This window comes from Ensifer sp. ENS10, from assembly GCF_014852025.1.
In the GTDB taxonomy this organism is placed as follows: Bacteria; Pseudomonadota; Alphaproteobacteria; order Rhizobiales; family Rhizobiaceae; genus Ensifer.
Genome location: NZ_JACVAS010000001.1, coordinates 259,403 through 279,562 on the forward strand (window position 1 = coordinate 259,403; position 20,160 = coordinate 279,562).

18 protein-coding genes are annotated in these 20,160 nt (G+C 64.0%); 12 read left to right on the plus strand and 6 right to left on the minus strand.

The window, feature by feature from the left end; genetic code table 11:
- Window positions 1-3: 3 nt before the first annotated feature.
- Window positions 4-309: an NIPSNAP family protein gene (locus tag IB265_RS01360; protein ID WP_057247940.1), complete on the minus strand. Its 306-nt coding sequence runs from the start codon at window positions 307-309 to the stop codon at window positions 4-6.
- Window positions 306-1,220 carry a DMT family transporter gene (locus IB265_RS01365; protein WP_057247941.1) on the minus strand — a complete coding sequence of 305 codons (915 nt, stop codon included), beginning with the start codon at window positions 1,218-1,220 and terminating at the stop codon, window positions 306-308. Before IB265_RS01365 ends, IB265_RS01360 begins: the two co-directional genes overlap by 4 nt.
- Before the next feature lie 131 nt (window positions 1,221-1,351).
- Between IB265_RS01365 and IB265_RS01370 the strand changes: the two genes are divergently transcribed.
- Window positions 1,352-1,789 carry an Lrp/AsnC family transcriptional regulator gene (locus IB265_RS01370; RefSeq protein WP_057248242.1) on the plus strand — a complete coding sequence of 146 codons (438 nt, stop codon included), beginning with the start codon at window positions 1,352-1,354 and terminating at the stop codon, window positions 1,787-1,789.
- 107 nt (window positions 1,790-1,896) lie between these two features.
- On the opposite strand, the gene dut is transcribed toward IB265_RS01370, so the two are convergent.
- The gene (dut, locus tag IB265_RS01375; RefSeq protein WP_057247942.1) at window positions 1,897-2,370 is read right to left on the minus strand and encodes a dUTP diphosphatase; all 474 of its coding nucleotides are present in this window, start codon (window positions 2,368-2,370) and stop codon (window positions 1,897-1,899) included.
- Between the two features lie 91 nt (window positions 2,371-2,461).
- Here dut and IB265_RS01380 point away from each other — a divergent pair, with 91 nt between their 5' ends.
- Window positions 2,462-4,045, plus strand: a complete 1,584-nt coding sequence (locus tag IB265_RS01380) for a peptide chain release factor 3 (protein WP_057247943.1) — start codon at window positions 2,462-2,464, stop codon at window positions 4,043-4,045.
- 77 nt (window positions 4,046-4,122) lie between these two features.
- Here the strand turns inward: IB265_RS01380 and IB265_RS01385 are convergent, their stop codons facing one another.
- From IB265_RS01385 to IB265_RS01395, 3 genes are all read right to left on the minus strand, one after another.
- Window positions 4,123-4,821, minus strand: coding sequence for a B3/4 domain-containing protein (locus tag IB265_RS01385; protein WP_057247944.1), 699 nt, complete (start codon window positions 4,819-4,821; stop codon window positions 4,123-4,125).
- A 33-nt stretch (window positions 4,822-4,854) separates the two neighbouring features.
- Complete coding sequence (locus IB265_RS01390; RefSeq protein ID WP_057247945.1) at window positions 4,855-5,772, minus strand: DMT family transporter; 918 nt, start codon at window positions 5,770-5,772, stop codon at window positions 4,855-4,857.
- A gap of 90 nt (window positions 5,773-5,862) precedes the next feature.
- On the minus strand, window positions 5,863-6,669 hold the full coding sequence (locus tag IB265_RS01395) for an AraC family transcriptional regulator (protein ID WP_057247946.1): 807 nt from the start codon (window positions 6,667-6,669) through the stop codon (window positions 5,863-5,865).
- 177 nt (window positions 6,670-6,846) lie between these two features.
- On the opposite strand from IB265_RS01395, the gene IB265_RS01400 reads away from it, so the two are divergent.
- The 10 genes from IB265_RS01400 to IB265_RS01445 all read left to right on the plus strand — a co-directional run bounded on the left by IB265_RS01400 (window position 6,847) and on the right by IB265_RS01445 (window position 20,139).
- Window positions 6,847-7,434 carry an ANTAR domain-containing response regulator gene (locus tag IB265_RS01400; protein WP_058324614.1) on the plus strand — a complete coding sequence of 196 codons (588 nt, stop codon included), beginning with the start codon at window positions 6,847-6,849 and terminating at the stop codon, window positions 7,432-7,434.
- Between the two features lie 38 nt (window positions 7,435-7,472).
- Window positions 7,473-8,774: a CmpA/NrtA family ABC transporter substrate-binding protein gene (locus IB265_RS01405; protein WP_082615708.1), complete on the plus strand. Its 1,302-nt coding sequence runs from the start codon at window positions 7,473-7,475 to the stop codon at window positions 8,772-8,774.
- Window positions 8,775-9,120: 346 nt separating this feature from the next.
- The gene (locus IB265_RS01410; protein ID WP_057247948.1) at window positions 9,121-10,413 is read left to right on the plus strand and encodes a CmpA/NrtA family ABC transporter substrate-binding protein; all 1,293 of its coding nucleotides are present in this window, start codon (window positions 9,121-9,123) and stop codon (window positions 10,411-10,413) included.
- A 64-nt stretch (window positions 10,414-10,477) separates the two neighbouring features.
- Window positions 10,478-11,371: a nitrate ABC transporter permease gene (gene ntrB / locus IB265_RS01415; protein ID WP_082615709.1), complete on the plus strand. Its 894-nt coding sequence runs from the start codon at window positions 10,478-10,480 to the stop codon at window positions 11,369-11,371.
- 14 nt (window positions 11,372-11,385) lie between these two features.
- Window positions 11,386-12,186: an ABC transporter ATP-binding protein gene (locus IB265_RS01420; protein WP_057247949.1), complete on the plus strand. Its 801-nt coding sequence runs from the start codon at window positions 11,386-11,388 to the stop codon at window positions 12,184-12,186.
- Between the two features lie 4 nt (window positions 12,187-12,190).
- Window positions 12,191-14,653 (plus strand): nitrite reductase large subunit NirB, encoded by a 2,463-nt coding sequence (gene nirB / locus IB265_RS01425; protein ID WP_057247950.1) that lies wholly within the window; start codon window positions 12,191-12,193, stop codon window positions 14,651-14,653.
- 4 nt (window positions 14,654-14,657) lie between these two features.
- Window positions 14,658-14,993: a nitrite reductase small subunit NirD gene (gene nirD / locus IB265_RS01430; protein WP_057247951.1), complete on the plus strand. Its 336-nt coding sequence runs from the start codon at window positions 14,658-14,660 to the stop codon at window positions 14,991-14,993.
- A gap of 230 nt (window positions 14,994-15,223) precedes the next feature.
- Window positions 15,224-17,881, plus strand: a complete 2,658-nt coding sequence (locus tag IB265_RS01435; protein ID WP_057247952.1) for a nitrate reductase — start codon at window positions 15,224-15,226, stop codon at window positions 17,879-17,881.
- Window positions 17,853-19,355: a siroheme synthase CysG gene (gene cysG / locus IB265_RS01440; RefSeq protein WP_057247953.1), complete on the plus strand. Its 1,503-nt coding sequence runs from the start codon at window positions 17,853-17,855 to the stop codon at window positions 19,353-19,355. Before IB265_RS01435 ends, cysG begins: the two co-directional genes overlap by 29 nt.
- Before the next feature lie 88 nt (window positions 19,356-19,443).
- The gene (locus IB265_RS01445; RefSeq protein ID WP_112994153.1) at window positions 19,444-20,139 is read left to right on the plus strand and encodes a DUF2268 domain-containing putative Zn-dependent protease; all 696 of its coding nucleotides are present in this window, start codon (window positions 19,444-19,446) and stop codon (window positions 20,137-20,139) included.
- The last annotated feature ends 21 nt before the right edge of the window (window positions 20,140-20,160 follow it).

A 20,160-nucleotide genomic window follows, 5' to 3' on the forward strand; every position in this document is an offset into this window, starting at 1 on the left:
GGACTATTCGAAGACCGGCCGCATGAAGCTGCGCTCATAGCTGACGATGCAGCGCGTCTTCTCGGCATAGGCGAAGGCTTCCTGGCATTCCGGATCCGCGGCCATTTCCTGGCGGTAGCTTTCATAGGCCGCAAGGCTCGGAAAGCTGAAGAGCGCGAGCGCGATGTTGTTTGCCCCTTCATGCGGCATGAAATAGCCGTGATGCGTGCCGCCGAGACGGTTGACGAGCGGAATCCAGAGCTTGGCATAGTGCTCGAACTCGGCGGCCTTGTAGGGGTCGATGACGTATTTCAGGTAGCAGGTGATCATGCGGTTCTCCCTTCGCGCTCCCGCTTGATAGAAGAGGGCAGGCGAAGTTTCCAGCCGAGATTCATGCCGGCGGCGGCAATGAGGATGGCGATCGAGCCGAGGATCTGGATCGGTTGCAACTGATGGCCGAAGGCGATGCGATCGACGACGATGGCGGCGATCGGGTAGACGAAGGAGAGCGCGCCGGTCATATGCGTCGGCAGTCGCTGGATCGCGCCATAGAGCAGCACATACATCAGCCCCGTGTGGACGATGCCGACCGTGACCAGGATCGACCATTGCGCGGCACCAGACGGGGCGGGCGCCGCGAGCGCCATCGGCGCCAGCATCAAGGTGCCTGTGATCACCTGGATCAGCGCGATCAGATGCGGCGGCGTACCCTTGAGCAGCTTCGTCGCGATCGCTGCGATCGCGTAGAAGAAGGCCGCGCCGATCGCCAGCGCAACACCCGTCAGATAGCTTTCCGGCGCGAAGCCGTGGCCGGGTTTGGCCGAAATGATCGCCAGCATGCCGGCAAACGAGACCGACAGCCAGAAGATCTTGGTGGCCGTGATCTTCTCGCCGAGGAAGAGCGCACCGAGCCCCAAGAGCATGAAGGGCTGGGTGTTGTAGACCATCGTCGCGATCGAGATCGAGGCGTGGGAATAGGCGGCGAAGAGCAGCAGCCAGTTGACGACGATCGCGACGCCGCCGACGATCGAAAGCAGCAGCATCCGTCGGCTGAAGTGGCGGCGATCGAACAGACCGAGAAACCAGGCAATGCCGACGAGTGTCACGGCGCCGAAGACACAGCGCCAGAAGACGACGCTCGTCACCGGCTGCCCCGACTTCAGCACGAACCAGCCGATGGTTCCGGAAATCAGCATCGCGGCTGTCATCTCGATGCTGCCGCGTTTGAGTTCGGTATTCATGTTCGCCGCTCCATGTTGGTGATCGGAGAATAGCCGGTGCTTGCAGCCTTTCCCATGGATGAACGAAGGCAATTGTGTTATATTGCCTAATTATCGAAGTTCTGTTCGTTACTATGACTTATGGTGCCGTGATGCTGGACGAGATTGACCGACGGATCCTAGACATTCTGGCAGCCAATGCCCGGGTATCGCTGAAGGAGCTGGCGCAGGAGGCAGGCCTTTCCTCGCCGAGTGCTGCGGATCGTCTGCGCAAGCTGGAAGAGCGCGGCGTTCTCGATGGCTTCACCATCGCCCTCAATCCCCAGAAGGTCGGCTATCCCCTGCAGGCGGTCATCCGCGTGCGGCCGATGCCGGGCATGCTGCACATCGTTGAGCGGCTGATCCAGGACACGCCCGAAATCGTAGAATGCGACAAGGTCACCGGCGACGATTGCTTCATCGCCAAGCTCTTCGTGCGCGACATGGCGCAGCTCGACACGATCCTCGACCGGATCGCCGAGAAGGCGCAGACCAACACTTCGATCGTCAAGTCGTCGCCGGTCAAGCGCCGCTTGCCGCCGTTAATTTAAGAGAGCAATTCCAGGAAAAGTGTGAAGCGGTTTTCCGTCCGGAATTGCGTAGACGAGAGCAATTCCAGGAAAAGTGTGAGGCGGTTTTCCGTCCGGAATTGCGTAGATTAAACCCCGGTCGAGCCGAAGCCGCCGGCGCCGCGCGTCGTCTCGCTGGCATTGTCGCTCTCGCGGACAGTCACCTGCGTGACCGGCGCGATCACCATCTGGGCAATGCGCATGCCGCGCTCGATGATGAAGTCTTCGTCAGCGAGATTGATGAGCAGCACCTTCACCTCGCCGCGATAGTCGCTGTCGATGGTGCCGGGTGTGTTGAGGCAGGTGATGCCGTGCTTGAAGGCGAGGCCCGAGCGCGGGCGGATCTGCGCTTCATAGCCCACGGGAACCTCGAAGATGAAGCCGGTCGGAACGAGGGCGCGTTTGCCCGGGGTGAGCATGAGCGGCCGATCGCCGGGAACGGCTGCGCGCAGATCCATGCCGGCGGCGCCTGCCGTCTCATAGGCGGGCAACTCGAGGCCTTCGCCATGCGGCAGGCGAACAAGGTTGAGGGTCGGGCGGGATTCGGATGGGTGCGTGCTCATGACCGCATAAGCCGGGCGGCGGGCGCCTCGGTCAATTGCATAATCGGGGCCGAGCCTGTAAAGGACGCGGCAACTCACAGGATTCTACGACATGGCTGAAACTCTCGCCGAGGCGGTCTCCCGCCGCCGCACATTTGCGATTATCGCCCACCCGGACGCCGGTAAGACCACGCTCACCGAAAAATTGCTGCTGTTCGGCGGCGCCATCCAGCTCGCCGGCGAGGTCAAGGCCAAGAAGGATCGGATCCAGACCCGTTCGGACTGGATGAAGATCGAGCGCGAGCGCGGCATCTCGGTCGTCACCTCGGTGATGACCTTCGAATATGGCGGCAACGTCTTCAACATTCTCGATACGCCCGGTCACGAAGACTTCGCCGACGACACCTACCGCACGCTGACGGCGGTGGATGCCGCGGTCATGGTCATCGACGCCGCCAAGGGTATCGAGCCGCGCACGCTGAAGCTTTTCGAAGTCTGCCGCATGCGCGATATTCCGATCATCACCTTCGTCAACAAGATGGACCGCGAAAGCCGCGATCCCTTCGAGATCCTGGACGAGGTCGAGGAAAAGCTGGCGCTCGACTGCGCGCCCGTCACCTGGCCGATCGGCCGCTCGAAGACCTTCTGCGGCTCCTACAATCTCGCCCACGACACCGTGCGCGGCTCCGACACGCAGGAAATCCCGACCAAAGTCAACGGTCCGGAGATGGCCTCCCATCGCCTGCCGGAAAACGAGCGCGACGTCTTCACCGACGAGCTGACGCTGGCGATCGAGGCCTGCAAGCCCTTCGACAAGAAGGCTTTCCTCGAAGGTCACCTGACGCCGGTGTTCTTCGGTTCGGCGCTGCGCAACTTCGGTGTGCGCGATCTCATCAACGCGCTCGGCGACATCGCACCGCCGCCGCGTGACCAGGTGGCCGATATCCGCACCGTGCACGCCACCGACGACAAGATGACGGCCTTCGTCTTCAAGATCCAGGCCAACATGGACCCGAACCATCGCGACCGTATCGCCTTTGCCCGCGTCTGCTCCGGCAAGCTGGAGCGCGGCATGAAGGCGCGGCTGTCGCGCACCGGCAAGCAGTTGGGCCTCAGTGCCCCGCAGTTCTTCTTCGCGTCGCAGCGCCAGCTCGCCGACACCGCCTATGCCGGCGACGTCGTCGGTATCCCCAACCACGGCACGCTCCGGATCGGCGACACGCTGACCGAGGGCGAGTCGCTGGTGTTCCAGGGCGTGCCGAATTTTTCGCCGGAAATCCTGCGCCGCGTGCGTCTGGAAGATGCAATGAAGGCCAAGAAGCTGAAGGAAGCGCTGCAGCAGATGGCGGAAGAGGGCGTCGTGCAGCTCTTCTCGCCCGAAGACGGCTCGCCGGCAATCGTCGGCGTCGTCGGCGCGCTGCAGCTCGACGTGTTGAAGGAGCGCCTCAGCGCCGAATACGGCCTGCCGGTTTCCTTCGAAATGTCGCGCTTCTCGGTCTGCCGCTGGATCTCGGCTGATCAGCCTGCCGAACTCGACAAGTTCGTCACGGCCCGTCGCGGCGACATCGCCCGCGACCTCGATGGCGACCCGGTGTTCCTGGCGCAGGACAGCTTCTCGCTGCGCTACGAGGCGGAACGCTATCCGGCGATTAAGATGGTCGCGATCAAGGAGTATCACGTCGCCAAGGCGGCGTGATCGATTTCTCGTCCGGCCGGTGCCTGAGGCATCGGCCGGTTTTCCGGCGCCTGCCGCGCCGTGTCGGAACGACTTCCCTAAATCGAAAAATCGAAACGCGGTGACGAGCGATCCAGCATGGCCATGCTCGGGCGAGTGCTCCAAGCTGCAGAGATCGCTTCCGAAAGCGCAGTCATCAAACGCGCGACGTCCTCTCGCGCCGTTTCGTGCATGGCTTCGGCAACGATCAGCGCATGCGCCGTCTGCGGCCGGATCGCCGAATGGCCGCTCTGCCGGTTGGTCCAGCGCCGGGCATGGGCCCGTCCTTCGGCATCCGCGAAGATCACTTCGCCGGGTTCCGGGTTTTCCGTTTCGTCTGCGAAGGTCAGATAGGTCTCGTTGCCGACCGCGCGGCGGACGTGCAGAAAATCGCTGACGTTCGAAAGGTCGAAGACCGCGATGGGAATCGCGGAGGCGAGCGAGGCGGCGTTGCACAGATCGATCAGCGGATGGATCGCCGGCAGGCTGCCTTCTTTCCGGAAGCGCCGGAGCAGCGCCTCGGAGGCGGAGCGATACTGTGTCGGCTTCAGCCCCATCCTGGCAAAGGTTCGGCGCCATGCCTGGATTTCCGGCAGATCGCTTTCCGATCCGGCGCCGAGGCGGTCCTCTGCGATCGCCTGGAAGCGGCGAACATGGTCCTCGACCGAAACTTCGCTGCGTACGTTGTCGATGAAGAGTGCGCCGACGTTGAGCTCCGGGAAGTCGCGCCAGATATCGTCTGCGTGTTGGAAGTGCATGGAGGCCCTCGGATTAGATGCGTTCATTCTGGCTCAAGCCTTCCCTGCCTGAAAGGCGCGCGCTGTCCTTCGGCTGGCGCGGATCTGGGGCACGGTCAGGCCAAGTACGGCGGCGAGCACGCAGCCGATCCCAAGCAACTGATGGGTGCCGACCGGTTCGCCGAGCAGAAGAAAGGCAAAGAGCACGGCAGAGACAGGCGCCAGCGCCGTGAAGACGGAAGCCTCGGTGCCGCTCACCCTTGCGGAGCCGGCATACCAGAGCACGAAGCCCACCACCGTCGGAATGAGCGCATAGTAGAGAACCGCAACGATCGCGCCCTTGTCGATCCGTGCGGCCGAAGGTGCCTCGAAGAGCGCGGGGATGAGGGCGACGGCGAGGCCGAGACCTGCCATCAGCGTCGAAAGGGCAAGCGGAGAGATCTCGGCCCTGACGCGCTTGTTGATGAGGATGAACAGGCCCTCGCAGATGACGGCGCCGAAGATGAGGGCGATGCCGAACGGGGAGTGCGCGGCGCCTTCGCCGGGCTTGAAGACGATGGTAAGCACGCCGGCAGCGGCGAGCACGATCGCCGCAAGCATCCGGCGGTCGGGGCGCTCGCCGAGAAGCAGGATGGCGATTGCGGCGGAAACGATCGGCAGGGTCCCGATCACCACGCCTGCGTCGGTTGCGGACGTCAGGCTCAGGCCGGCGATCAGCAGGGTGGTGTAGCCGACGCTACCGGCACCCGCCTGGGCGATGAGGATCAGCCAGTCGCGCCACCCGAGTTTCGGCCAGGGCGTCTTGGTCAGTCGCATCAAGAGCAGGAACAGCGGGAAGGCGATGGCGAAGCGCAGAGCTGTCGCGGTGAAGGGCGCAAGCCCGGCGGCAATGATCTTGCTGGCGATCACCGTGCTGCCGACGAGGATCATCGCCAGCGACAGATAGAGATAGCCCTGAAATTTTTCCGACATGTCCGTTCTCCGTTGCAGTGCCGCGCTGTCGATGCGCAGGTTGAGCAATGCGCCGGAGGGGGAGACGGGTCTTGAACGGAATTGCGGGTGTTACTTCCTGGCCTCGGCATAGGTGCCGGGCGAGAGGCCGTATTTGCTGACGAAGACGCGCGTCATGTGGCTCTGGTCGGCAAAGCCGGCCGCGAATGCGGCCTCTGCCAGCGGTGTGCCTGCGCCGATCAGTCGGCGGGCGAGATCGATGCGGCGCTGGACGATATAGGCATGCGGCGTCAGGCCGACCGCTTTCGCGAAGTTGCGCACCAGCTGGAAGCGGCTGAGCCTCGCCTCGGCGGCGAGGTCGGTAAGCGTGATCGTCGCCGTCGGATCGTCGTCGATCATCGTTTTTGCAGCGGTGACGGTTGCCGGCCTTTCGTGATGCTGGGGTTTCCCGGTGCCAAGAACGTTCGCAAGCAGCAGCAGAAGCTGCTCCTCGCGCCGGATCGTCTCATCCTCTGCTTCGGGACCGGTGATCGCCGTGAACAGTGCCCGGAACTGGTTTGCCGCTTCGGCGTCCTTAAAAGCCGGTGAGGCAAATTCTCCAGCGTCCGAGCGGCCCTGGCTGATATCCGCGGCGGCGGTGGCAATGACGGAAGGATCGAAATAGAGTATGCGCCAGGAACGGCCGGCGTCACCGATCGGTGCGCCGTCGTGCACCTCGCCGGGGTTGACGGTGATCATGTCGCCGGCGCCGGCCTCGACCATGCCGCGGCCGCTGAGCGATTTCTGTGCGCCCTGGTAGATGAGGCCGATGCCGAACTGGTCGTGGGTATGGCGGGCGAAGGAATGGCGCGTTTCCGCCTCCACCGCGTCAATGCCCGCGGTAGCGCTGCGCAGCATCCTGAACTGACCCTTTGCCATCCGCGCGCCGCTCCTTTTACTACGACGTCTTTTACATCGTCCGACCGCATCCCGCTATCGTCCTCAACCTCGCCCAATCGATTGGCGTTTCGCCTAAATTTTATGCATCTAATACAAATGTCAAAACATTAGGCAAATCCTGTTGCGAAAAATGCTGCGCTGCATCATGATCGAGCGATGACGCACCGGGACCTCACCATTCTCGTGATTGACGAGAACGCCATCCGCGCCTCGATCATCGAGGAAGGCTTGCATGAGGCCGGTCATCGCAAGGTCACAGTCATTCACGAGGTCCAGGGCGTCGCGCGCACCATCGACACGCTCAGGCCCGATGTCATCGTCATCGATATCGAAAACCCCAACCGCGACATGATGGAGCATCTGTTCCAGCTCACCCGCACCGTCGGGCGGCCGATCGCCATGTTCGTCGACCGCTCCGATACGGCGTCGATAGAGGCGGCGGTGGAGGCGGGCGTCTCCGCCTATGTGGTCGACGGGCTGAAGAAGGAACGCGTCAAACCGATCCTCGACATGGCCGTCAGCCGCTTTAATGCCTTCAGCCGGCTGCAGCGCGAGCTCGCCGATGCGAAATCGGCGCTGGAAGAGCGAAAGGTGATCGAGCGCGCCAAGGGCATCCTGATGAAGATGCGCGGGCTTTCAGAGGACGAGGCCTTCGCACTGCTGCGCCAGACGGCGATGAACGAAAAGAAGAAGATGTCGGAGATCGCGCAGAGCGTGGTGACGGCCGCGGGCCTGCTGATGTGAGAGCGCGGTTTCCGATGCTGTCGGAAGGAGACACCGGAGTGAACATCATGACGACCATCGACAATTCGCGACCCGGAGCGGCGATGGGTGACGGGCTGCCGGCGCCGGTGAGACTGGGCGGCGAGGGGGCACGGACGATCCGCGCCGGCTTCATTCCGCTGGTCGATGCCGCCGTGCTGATCGTGGCGGCGGAACTTGGCTTCGCGCGCAAGGAGGGGCTGACGCTTGATCTCGTCAAGGATGTCTCCTGGGCCAATGTACGCGACCGCCTCGCCTTTCGTCAGTTCGATATCGCCCATATGCTCTCGCCGATGCCGGTCGCCGCCATGCTCGGCCTCGGCTCCAATCCTTCGCCGACGATCGCCCCTTTCTCGCTCGGGCGCGGCGGCAATGCGATCACGCTTTCCAACCGGCTCTTCGCCCGCATGCAGGAGGAAGGCGCCCTTGGCGAAGTAGAGGATGCGCTCGCCCATGCGCGTGCGCTCGCCGCGGTGCTTGCCCGCATGCGCCAAAGCGGCGAGGCGGCGCCAAGGCTCGGCGTCACCTATCCCTTCTCCTCACACAATTACGAGGTCCGCTACTGGCTTGCCGCAGGCGGCATCGATCCGGACCGCGACGTCAAGCTTGTGGTGGTACCGCCGCCGTTGACCTCGGATGCCCTTGCCGCCGGCGCCATCGATGGTTTCTGCGTCGGCGCGCCCTGGAACATGGTGGCCTCCGAGCGTGGACTCGGGCGCATCGTCGCCGCCAAGCAGGACATTTGGCCATTGGCGCCGGAAAAGGTGATCGGCATGCGGCCCGAATGGGCGGAGAGCAACGCCGAGACCGTATCGCGCCTGCTTCTGGCGCTCGACCAGGCGGCGCGCTGGTGTGATGAGCCGGACAATCGCGGCACGCTTGCCGAACTGCTTGCCGCCCCCCGTTACATCGGTGCCCCGATCGAAATCATCCGCCGGGTTCTCGCCGGAGAGTTCGCCATCGACGCGGCCGGCAACAGGCGTGTGATCGATGATTACTTCGTCTTTCATCGCGACCACGCCAACTACCCCCGTCCCGGCCAGGCGCTCTGGATCTATAGCCAGATGGCGCGCTGGGGACAGGTGCGGCTATCGCCCGAGATGCAGGCGCTGGCGGCTGCCGCCTATCGCCCCGACCTCTATCGCCACGCGCTCGGCGAGGCCGCCGCTCCCGCCGCTCCCGCTATTCGTGTCGAAGGCGAGAGGCCGGGCGAACGCTTCATGGATGGGCACGTTTTCGATCCCGCAGATATCGGGGCCTATGTTCGCACTTTCCCCGTTCGCGCTTTGGCGGAGAGCGTTTCGGTCGAGCAGGAGGGTTGAGGATGGCGCACCATGTTTGTGCAGAATCCCGATGCGGAATGTGTGCACCGCACAATAATTCAGCAGAGTCTACAATAGGCGCATTTATGGGCGCCGCATCTGCATCCGGAAATTACGATTTGAATTCAAACCACTAAGGGGCGTGGCGGCGAACTGGCACGGCCCTTGCTTTTCTAGAAATGCTTCGGTCAACGGCGATTGAAGCTATCTCAAACGCCAGATCGCGTTTGCCAACGACACCGACGTCGCAAGGTTTTTGTTTTCCGAGGGTTCCTCCCGATCCCGGACGCAAGCACCGAGCGGCGTTTTTTTATGTCCGTTATCCGGCCAGCAGAGGAACCTGCGCATGACCAAGTTTTCGACCGGCGGTCTGACCCGCCGAAGCCTGCTGAAGACCACCGCGACCGTTGCGCTCTTCGGCGCGGTCAAGTCGGCCTTCCCATCCGGTGCCTTTGCGCAAGGCTCCGGGCCGGAAACCACCAAGGCCGTGCTCGGCTTCATCGCGCTCACCGACTCGGCACCGCTGATCATCGCCAAGGAGAAGGGCCTCTTCGACAAATACGGCATGACCGAAGTCGAGGTGGTCAAGCAGGCCTCCTGGGGCACGACCCGCGACAACCTGGTGCTCGGCTCCGCCGGCGCCGGCATCGACGGCGCCCATATCCTGACGCCGATGCCCTATCTGATCTCGACCGGCAAGGTCACTCAGAACAACCAGCCGCTGCCGATGGCGATCCTTGCGCGCCTCAACCTCGATGCCCAGGCAATCTCGGTCGGCCAGGCCTATGCCGACCTCAAGGTCGGCCTCGATGCATCCGCGCTCAAGGAAGCTTTCGCCAAAAAGAAGGCCGAAGGTGCCGCCGCCAAGGTGGCTATGACCTTCCCCGGCGGCACCCACGATCTCTGGATCCGCTACTGGCTCGCCGCCAGTGGCATTGATCCCGATAGCGATGTCGAAACCATCGTCGTGCCGCCGCCGCAGATGGTCGCCAACATGAAGGTCGGCACCATGGACTGTTTCTGCGTCGGCGAGCCCTGGAACGAGCAGCTCGTCAACCAGAAGATCGGCTACACCGCCGTCAACACCGCCGAAATCTGGAACGAGCATCCGGAAAAGTCCTTCGCCATGCGCGCCGACTGGGTGGAGAAGAATCCGCGTGCTGCCAGGGCGCTTACCATGGCGATCCAGGAGGCGGCGCAATGGTGCGACGACATGGCGAACAAGGACGAACTGGCGAAGATCGTCGGCAAGCGTAGCTGGTTCAACGTGCCGCCGAAGGACATCGTTGATCGCCTCAAGGGCGAGTACGACTACGGCAATGGCAAGGTCGTCGAACAGAGCCCGCACTTCATGAAGTTCTGGCGCGATCACGCCTCCTATCCCTTCCAGAGCCACGATACCTGGTTCCTCACCGAGAATATCCGCTGGGGCAAGTTTGCGCCCGATACCGACGTCAAGGCGCTCGTCGCCAAGGTCAACCGCGAGGATATCTGGCGTGAGGCCGCCAAGGATCTGGGCGTCACCGACGTGCCGGCTTCCACCTCGCGTGGCGTCGAAAAATTCTTTGACGGCAAGATCTTCGATCCCGCGGATCCGCAAGCCTACCTCAAGAGCCTTTCGATCTCGCGCGTCGCCTGAGCCATCGCCGATGCTGGCCGGCATGGCCCGCCAGCATCCGCTTTCGAATACCAAGGAGAACGGCATGACCGTCACCAACCTCAAACTCAAGGGCCAGTCGGCGCCGCGACCTGCCGCGCGCGTGATCGCCTTTACCCGCTCGGCGAAACCCGGAAGCAGCCGTCCGCTGCTCGAAAGGCTCGCCGCCGGTGCCGCGAACATCGCGCCGCTCATCGTCACGCTGTCGCTGATCCTCATCACCTGGCAGGTTGTCTGTTCGGCGCCCGATTCCAGCCTGCCGTCGCCGGCGCGGGTGCTGGAGGAAAGCTGGGAGCTCATCGCCCATCCCTTCTATATCGGCCAGGGCGTCGACCAGGGTCTCTTCTGGCATATCGCGGCGAGCCTTCAGCGCGTCGCGGTCGGCTATGCGCTCGCAGCGGTCGTCGGCATCGCGCTCGGCGCGCTGGTTGGCCAGAGCCAGCTTGCCATGCGCGGGCTCGATCCGATCTTCCAGGTGCTGCGCACTGTGCCGCCGCTTGCATGGCTGCCTTTGTCACTGGCTGCTTTCCAAGACGGCAACCCCTCGGCGATCTTCGTGATCTTCATCACCGCCATCTGGCCGATCATCATCAATACCGCTGTGGGCATCCGCAACATCCCGCAGGATTATCAGAACGTCGCCAGGGTGCTGCGCCTCAACGCCTTTGAGTACTTTTCGAAGATCATGTTGCCGGCCGCCGCCCCCTACATCTTCACGGGGCTGCGCATCGGCATCGGCCTCTCCTGGCTGGCGATCGTCGCGGCTGAAATGCTGATCGGCGGCGTCGGCATCGGTTTCTTCATCTGGGACGCTTGGAACTCCTCGCTGATCAGCGACATCATCGTCGCGCTGATCTATGTCGGCATCGTCGGTTTCCTGCTCGATCGCCTCATCGCCCTCGTCGGCCGCGTTGTCACCCGCGGCACCGCAACCGCTTGAGAGAGGGGAAAGCCATGACCAAGAGCTATCTTTCGCTGGAACTGATCGACAAGAGTTTTGAACGCGGCGGCGTGCGCACAGAAGTGCTGAAACAGGTGTCGCTCTCTGTGGACAGGGGCGAGTTCATCTCGATCATCGGCCATTCCGGTTGCGGCAAGTCGACCTTGCTCAACATCGTTGCCGGCCTGACGCTGGCGACGACCGGCGTCGTGCTGCTCGACGGCCGGGTCGCTGACGAGCCGGGGCCGGACCGCGCCGTCGTCTTCCAGAACCACTCGTTGCTGCCCTGGCTGACCGTCTACGAGAACGTCCGCCTCGGCGTCGACAAGGTCTTCTCGCGCACCAAGAGCAAGGCCGAGCGCCACGACTGGACGATGCGCAATCTTGAACTCGTGCAGATGGCGCATGCGACGGACAAGCGCCCGTCCGAAATCTCCGGCGGCATGAAGCAGCGCGTCGGCATCGCCCGCGCGCTTGCCATGGAGCCGAAGGTGCTGCTGCTCGACGAGCCTTTCGGTGCGCTGGACGCGCTGACCCGCGCGCATCTGCAGGACCAGGTGATGCAGATCCATGCCGAGCTCGGCAACACGGTGCTGATGATCACCCATGACGTGGATGAGGCGGTGCTGCTTTCCGATCGCATCGTCATGATGACCAACGGCCCATCGGCCCGCATCGGCGAGATCCTCGACGTGCCGCTCGCCCGCCCGCGCCGCCGCATCGAGCTTGCCGGTGACCGAACCTACCTCAAATGCCGCGAAGCCGTGCTCAAGTTCCTCTACGAGCGCCACCGCTTCGTCGAAGCTGCGGAGTGATCCCATGGCTGAACACACCACTGAAAAGCTCGTGATCATCGGCAACGGCATGGCGCCGGGCCGCATGCTGGAAGAACTCTTCGAGAAGGCCTCGGGCCGATACGCGGTGACGATCTTCAACGCCGAGCCGCGCGTCAACTACGACCGCATCATGCTGTCGCCGGTGCTTTCGGGCGAGAAGGACTACGAGCAGATCATCATCCACGGCGACGGATGGTACATCAAGCACGAGATCACGCTCTACAAGGGCCACAAGATCATCGCCATCGACCGTGACGCCAAGACCGTCACCTCCGACCATGGCGTCACCGAGAGTTACGACAAGCTCGTGATCGCGACCGGTTCGGTGCCATTCATCATTCCGGTACCGGGCAAGGACCTGCGCGGTGTCATCACCTATCGCGATCTCGACGATGTGCAGGCGATGCTGCTTGCGGCCCAGTCGCGCGAAAAGGCTGTCGTCATCGGTGGCGGTCTTCTCGGCCTCGAAGCGGCAGCCGGTCTCAATGCACGCGGCATGGACGTCACCGTCCTGCACGTCATGCCGACGCTGATGGAGCGGCAGCTCGACCCGTCCGCCGGCTACCTGCTGCAGAGGGCGGTCGAAGAGCGTGGCATCAAGGTCATCACCAAAGCGAATACCAAGCGGATCGTCGGCGACGAGAAGGTCGAGGGCATTGAACTCGACGACGGCCGGATCATCCCGGCGACACTGGTCGTGATGGCGGTCGGCATCCGACCGAATGTCGGCCTTGCCAAGGAGGCGGGGCTTGCCACCAACCGCGGCATCGTCGTCGACGCCGGTATGCAGACGTCCGACGGCCACATCATGGCGCTCGGCGAATGCGCCGAGGTCGGCGGCATGGTCTATGGCCTGGTGGCGCCGCTGTATGAGATGGCGCGGGTTGCCGCGCGTCACCTGGCCGGCGATCGCAGCGCCGCCTTTGTCCATTCCGATACGCCGACAAAACTGAAGGTGACCGGCATCAACCTCTATTCGGTCGGCGATTTCGCCGACGGCGACGGACGCGAGGAGATCGTCCTTCGCGATGCTACCGCCGGCATCTACAAGCGGCTGGTGCTCAAGGAGAACCGCATCATCGGCACGGTGCTCTACGGCGAGACCGGCGACGGCGCCTGGTTCAACGATCTGATGAAGCGTGGCACCGACATTACCGAAATGCGCGACACGCTGATCTTTGGCCAGGCCTATCAGGGAGGGTCGCCGCTGGACCCTATGGCGGCCGTTGCAGCCTTGCCGGATGATGCGGAAATCTGCGGCTGCAACGGCGTCTGCAAGGGCAAGATTGTCTCGACGATCGCGACCAAGAGCCTGACCTCGCTCGACGACGTGCGCGCCCATACCAAGGCGTCCGCCTCATGCGGCTCCTGTACCGGCCTCGTCGAGCAACTGATGTCGCTGACGCTCGGAGACACCTACAATCCCGCTGCCGTCCAGCCGATGTGCACCTGCACCGAGCTCGGCCATGACGACGTGCGCCGGCTGATCAAGGCCAAGGGGCTGAAGACCATTCCCGCCGTGATGCAGGAGCTGGAGTGGAAGACCTCCTGCGGCTGCGCCAAGTGCCGCCCGGCGCTCAACTACTATCTCGTCTGCGACTGGCCGGACGAATATGCCGACGATTACCAGTCGCGCTTCATCAACGAGCGCGTCCACGCCAATATCCAGAAGGACGGCACCTATTCGGTGGTGCCGCGCATGTGGGGCGGCGTCACCAATTCCGGGGAATTGCGGGCGATCGCCGACGTGGTCGACAAGTTCGATATCCCCCTGGTCAAGGTGACGGGAGGCCAGCGCATCGACCTGCTCGGCATCGAGAAGGAAGACCTGCCGGCGGTCTGGGCGGATCTCGGCAAGGCCGGCTTCGTCTCCGGCCAGGCCTATGCCAAGGGGCTGCGCACGGTGAAGACCTGCGTCGGCTCCGACTGGTGCCGCTTCGGTACCCAGGATTCGACGGGGCTCGGCATCCGCATCGAAAAGTTCATGTGGGGCTCGTGGACGCCGGCCAAGCTGAAGATGGCGGTCTCCGGCTGTCCGCGCAATTGCGCGGAAGCCACCTGCAAGGACATCGGCGTCGTCTGCGTCGACAGCGGCTTCGAGATCCATTTCGCCGGTGCTGCCGGGCTCGACATCAAGGGTACGGAGGTGCTCGGGCTGGTGAAGACCGAAGACGAGGCGCTGGAGCATATCGTGGCGCTGACGCAGATGTACCGCGAACAGGCCCGCTATCTCGAGCGCATCTACAAATGGGCGAAACGCGTCGGCCTAGACGAAATCCGCCGCCAGATCATGGGCGATGCCGACAAGCGCAAGGCCTATTTCGACCGCTTCGTCTTCAGCCAGAAATTCGCCCAGGTCGATCCCTGGTCGGAGCGCGTCTCCGGCAAGGACAAGCACGAGTTCCGGCCGATGGCGACGGTCGGTTTTTCAGAAGCCGCGGAGTGAGGGGATGGATATGAACTGGATCTCAATCGGCGACATCTCCGACATTCCGCTGAGGGGCGCGCGTTGCGTGAAGACACCCCAGGGCAAGATCGCCGTGTTCCGCACGGGCGAAAACGAGGTGTTCGCCATCGAGGATCATTGCCCGCACAAGGGTGGACCGCTGTCGCAAGGCATCGTGCACGGCACGGCGGTGACCTGCCCCTTGCACAATTGGGTGATCTCGCTCGAAACCGGCAAGGCGCTCGGCGCCGACGACGGCGCAGTGCGCACGATCCCGGTGCGCAACGACGGCGGCGCGCTGTTCATCGCACTCGAAAGCCTGCTGATCGCGGCGGAGTAATCGCATGGATGATTGCGTTCCCCGTTCTGTTCTCTTGCGCGCTACCTCACGCTCTTCCTCATCCTTGTGCTTGTCACAGGGATCCAGCAGCGCCGCGTCCACGGCGCGAAGGGGACCCATCACGCGAAAGATTTCGCGTGATTGGATTCCTGTCACAAGCACAGGAATGACGGAGGAAGGGCTTCAGGGCGCCGGTTCAACAGCGCCTCGATGCCGGAGGAGGACAGGCAATGCCCTCTGAGACGAGAACCACCTGTCCCTATTGCGGTGTCGGCTGTGGTGTTATCGCGACGGTGGCCGAGGACGGCGCCGTCTCCGTTCGCGGCGACGTCGAGCATCCTGCCAATTTCGGCAGGCTGTGCTCCAAGGGCTCGGCGTTGGCCGAGACCCTCGATCTAGACGGCAGGCTTCTTTACCCCGAGGTCGACGGCAAGCAGGCCGGCTGGGACGAGGCGCTCGATATCGTCGCCACACGTTTCGCTCAGACGATCGCAGAACATGGGCCGGATTCGGTTGCCTTCTATGTCTCCGGGCAGTTGCTGACCGAAGACTATTACGTCGCCAACAAGCTGATGAAGGGCTTCATCGGCTCGGGCAACATCGACACCAATTCGCGGCTCTGCATGTCCTCCTCGGTCGCCGGTCATCGCCGCGCCTTCGGCTCGGACACGGTGCCGGGCTGCTACGAGGATCTGGAGCTTGCCGATCTCGTGGTGCTGACGGGCTCCAATCTCGCCTGGTGCCACCCGGTGCTCTACCAGCGCCTTGCCGCGGCAAAGGCGGCGCGGCCCGAGATGCGGGTGGTGGTGATCGATCCGCGCCGCACGATGACCGCCGATATCGCCGACATGCATCTTGCCATCCGGCCGGATGGCGACGCGGCGCTGTTCAACGGCCTTTTCGCCCATCTGGCCGCCAGCCCCACTAACGACCGGTCCTTTATCGCTGCCCATACCAGCGGCTTCGCCGAAGCCTTCGCAGCGGCGAGCGCGCTTGACGAGTCCGCCTTGGCACAATCGACCGGGCTCGAACCGTCGGAAATCACCGCCTTCTTCCGCCTGTTCGAAACGACGGAAAACGTCGTCACCTGCTACAGCCAGGGCGTCAACCAGTCCTCCTCGGGCACCGACAAGGTCAACGCCATCATCAACTGTCATCTCGTCACCGGCCGCATTGGCCGGCCGGGCATGGGGCCGTTTTCGCTGACCGGTCAGCCCAATGCCATGGGCGGCCGCGAGGTCGGCGGCCTCGCCAACATGCTTGCCGCCCATATGGACATCGAAAAGGCCGGGCACCGCGATCAGGTGCGCCGCTTCTGGGGCGCGCCATCGATCGCGACCAGGCCGGGGCTGAAGGCGGTCGACATGTTTCGTGCGGTTGCAGACGGCCGGATCAAGGCGATCTGGATCATGGCGACCAATCCCGTGGTCTCCATGCCGGATGCCGACGCCGTCGAGGCCGCACTCAAGGCCTGTCCCTTCGTCGTCGTCTCCGATGTGCTCCAGGAGACCGACACCACCCGTCACGCCCATGTGCTCCTGCCCTCGCTCGGCTGGGGCGAGAAGGACGGGACGGTCACCAATTCCGAGCGCCGCATTTCCCGTCAGCGCGGCTTTCTCGCGGCCCCGGGGGAGGCCCGCGCCGACTGGTGGCAGCTGAACGAAGTGGCGCGCCGTATGGGGTTCCAGGGTGCCTTCGCCTATACCTCACCCTCAGAAATCTTCGCCGAGCATGCTGGTCTTTCGGCGTTCGAGAATGACGGGCGGCGCGATTTCGACATCGGCGCCCATGCGGAGATCGATGCTGCGGCCTACGACGCGCTCGCGCCGTTCCAATGGCCGCAATCGCTGGGGAAGCCAGAGGGCGAGACCCGCTTCTTTGCCGATGGTGGCTTCTTCCACGCGGATGGGCGTGCCCGCTTCGTCGCGGTTGCGAGCGCCGTGCCGGCCCGCGTCAGTGGCGGCTTCCCTTTGACCTTGAACACCGGCCGCGTGCGCGACCACTGGCACACGATGACCCGCACCGGTAAGAGCGCGCGCCTCTCCGCCCACCTCGCCGAACCTTTCGTCGAGATCCACCCGCGTGACGCGATGGATCTTGGCATCGCCCCCGCCGATCTCGTTTCCCTTGAGAGCCCTTACGGCTCGGCGATCGTCCGCGCACTCATCACTGAGCGCCAGGCGCGTGGCAATCTCTTCGTGCCCATGCACTGGAACGACCAGTTTGCCGCCAAGGCGCGCATCGATGCGCTGGTCCCGCCGGTTACCGATCCGGTCTCGGGCCAGCCGGCCTCGAAAAATGCCGCCGTTGCGATCCGCCGTTTTTCCGCTTCGACCTACGGCTTTGCGGTCAGCGCGTCGAAACCCTCGGGTCTCGATCTCGGCTACTGGGCCGTCGCCAAGGCGAGGGGCGGTTGGCGTCTGGAACTTGCTGCAGAGACGACGCCGGAGGATTGGGTCGCCTGGTGCCGGAAGACCTTTGGCCTTACTGGGGACATCGAGCCGATCGGCTATGCGGATGGGCCCTCCGGCCAAAGACGGCTCGCCTTCTTCGACGGCGATCGCTTGCTGCTGGCGCTGTTTCTCGCACCTGAACCCGTCGCCGTAGCCCGCAACTGGGCGGTCGAACAGCTGAGCGCCTCGCATACGGACCTGCGCACGCGCTTTGCGCTCGTTGCCGGCCGGCCGGGCGCCGACCGGCCGGACCCCGGCGCGACCGTCTGCTCCTGTTTCAATGTCGGCGTCAATCAGATCGTCGCGGCTGTCCGCGGCGGCTGCCGTTCGGTTGAAGCTGTCGGGCGGGCGCTGAGCGCCGGAACCAATTGCGGCTCCTGCCGCGCCGAGATCAGGGGGATCGTCGATGGATGCCTTGCTGCCGCTGCGGAATGAAATTCAATCGCGCCGCGAGCCGGTGAGCATGGCCGCGCTTGCCAAGCTGCCGGTCTTCTGGTCGCTCGAAGCCAAGCGTGTCGTGGTGGCGGGCGGCAGCGATGCCGCGGCCTGGAAGGCGGAACTGCTGGCCGCCTGCGGCGCCGAGGTTCATATCTATGCGCCGGAGGAAGAGCTCGGCGAGGTCTGCGCGGCTTTGATCAGCCAGGGCGCCGCTCATCCCACTGGTCGTCTCGTCCATCACCGCGAGAGCTGGCAGGCGAATGTGCTTGCCGGTGCCGCGCTTGCGGTCGCCGATTGCGAGAGCGACGACGAAGCGCAAGCCTTTTTTGCGGCGGCGCAACAGGCCGGCGTACCGGTCAATGTCATCGACAAGCCCGCTTTCTGCCAGTTTCAGTTCGGTTCCATCGTCAACCGCTCGCCGGTCGTGGTGTCGATCTCGACCGATGGTGCGGCACCCATCCTCGCCCAGGCGATCCGCCGGCGCATCGAGACGCTGCTGCCGCCGGTGCTGAAGGATTGGGCAGCGCTGGCGCAGGCTTTGCGAGACAAGGTCAATGCCCGGCTCAAGCCCGGCGCGCCGCGCCGCGCCTTCTGGGAGCGGTTCGTCGATCTCGCTTTTCAAGCGACACCGGAGGAGGGTGTCGAGACGCGGCTGGTGGCGGAGATGGAGCGCTTGTCGGCGAACCATGCCGCCACCGGTCGCGTGACGCTTGTCGGCGCTGGCCCCGGCGACAGCGAGTATCTGACGCTGAAGGCGGTACGGGCCCTACAAGCCGCCGACGTCATCCTGTTCGACGATCTCGTTTCGAACGAGGTTCTGGAGCTCGCCCGGCGCGAGGCCAAGCGCATGCTGGTCGGCAAGCGCGGCGGGCGCGAGAGCTGCCGGCAGGAGGACATCAACGACATGATGGTGGCGCTGGCGCGCGCCGGCAAACGTGTCGTTCGCCTGAAGGCCGGCGATCCCATGATCTTCGGCCGTGCCGGCGAAGAGATCGCCCGTCTGGAGCAGGAAGGGATCCCGGTCGATGTCGTGCCCGGCATCACCGCCGCAAGCGCCATGGCGGCGCGTCTCGGCCTGTCGCTCACCCATCGCGACCATGCCCAGGCGGTGCGCTTCGTCACCGGCCACTCCCGTCATGGCGGTTTGCCGTCGGACATGGACTGGCGCGCTTTGGCCGATCCGAAGACCACGACGATCTTCTACATGGGCGGTCGCACTGCACCTGCTATCGCCGCGCGCCTCCAGGCGGAGGGATTATCCGGCGAGACCCCGGTCGTCATCTCGGCCAATGTCAGTCGCGACAACGAGCGGCGCTGGCAAGGCGCCTTGCGCGACCTTGCCACAGGCATCGCCGTGATCGGCTACGACGATCCGGTCCTGATCGGCATAGGTGCCGCTTTTGGCGTCAGGCGGGTGCCGAGGGCGGCCATCCGACCTGCGCCTTTTGCCGCAGGTTCGCTTGCAGGTTGAAACCTTCTCTCGCTCGGCGTTGCAATCACCGGCCGCATGCTTACCTTGCCGCGCGGTAGAGTGATGTCGATGACGGGAGATTCGCCAGATGCTGGACCTGCGTGTTCACTTCCTTGAGGCCTATGGATCGCTTGCCGCTTGGCGCGAACAGATTTTGCGCCAGGTGGACGAGACGGCCGAGCGGGTCGGCGCGCGTGTTCCTGCCGCCGACAGTGCCGCTCCCATCGATATCGTCGTCGAAAACAGGCCGGGAGAGACCATTCCCGAACTGGGTGTGGCCGGTAGCTGCTATCGCAGAGGATTGGTCTACCTGACGCTCGACCCCGACAACGAGAACTTCCATGCCAGCCTTGCCGCCGGCGAGTTGCGGAGAATGTTGACGCATGAGCTGCATCATTCCTTCCGCCACGCGACCTGCGGCTACGGCTCCAAGCTCGGCGAAGCTCTGGTCACCGAGGGCCTTGCGGATGCCTTCGATGTCGAGATCAATGGCGGCGACGGCCATCCTTGGAACCACGCGATTGCAGCGGGCGATTGGGCAGATTTGCTGGAGCGCGCCGAGCGGGAACTCTGGGCGGAGGGCTATGATCATGCCGGCTGGTTCTTTGGCTGCGATCGTGCGCTGCCGCGCTGGGCCGGCTATACGATCGGCTATCACCTTGTGAAAACTTATCTCGCAGCGAACCCCGATGCACACCCGTCGCAGATGACGGCGACACCTGCTTCCGTCGTCATCGGCGAAGCCTGGGCGCCGTTGAAGCAAGGCCTGCTGGCCGCCGCTTGAGCGGCCAGAGCGGGATGAGGA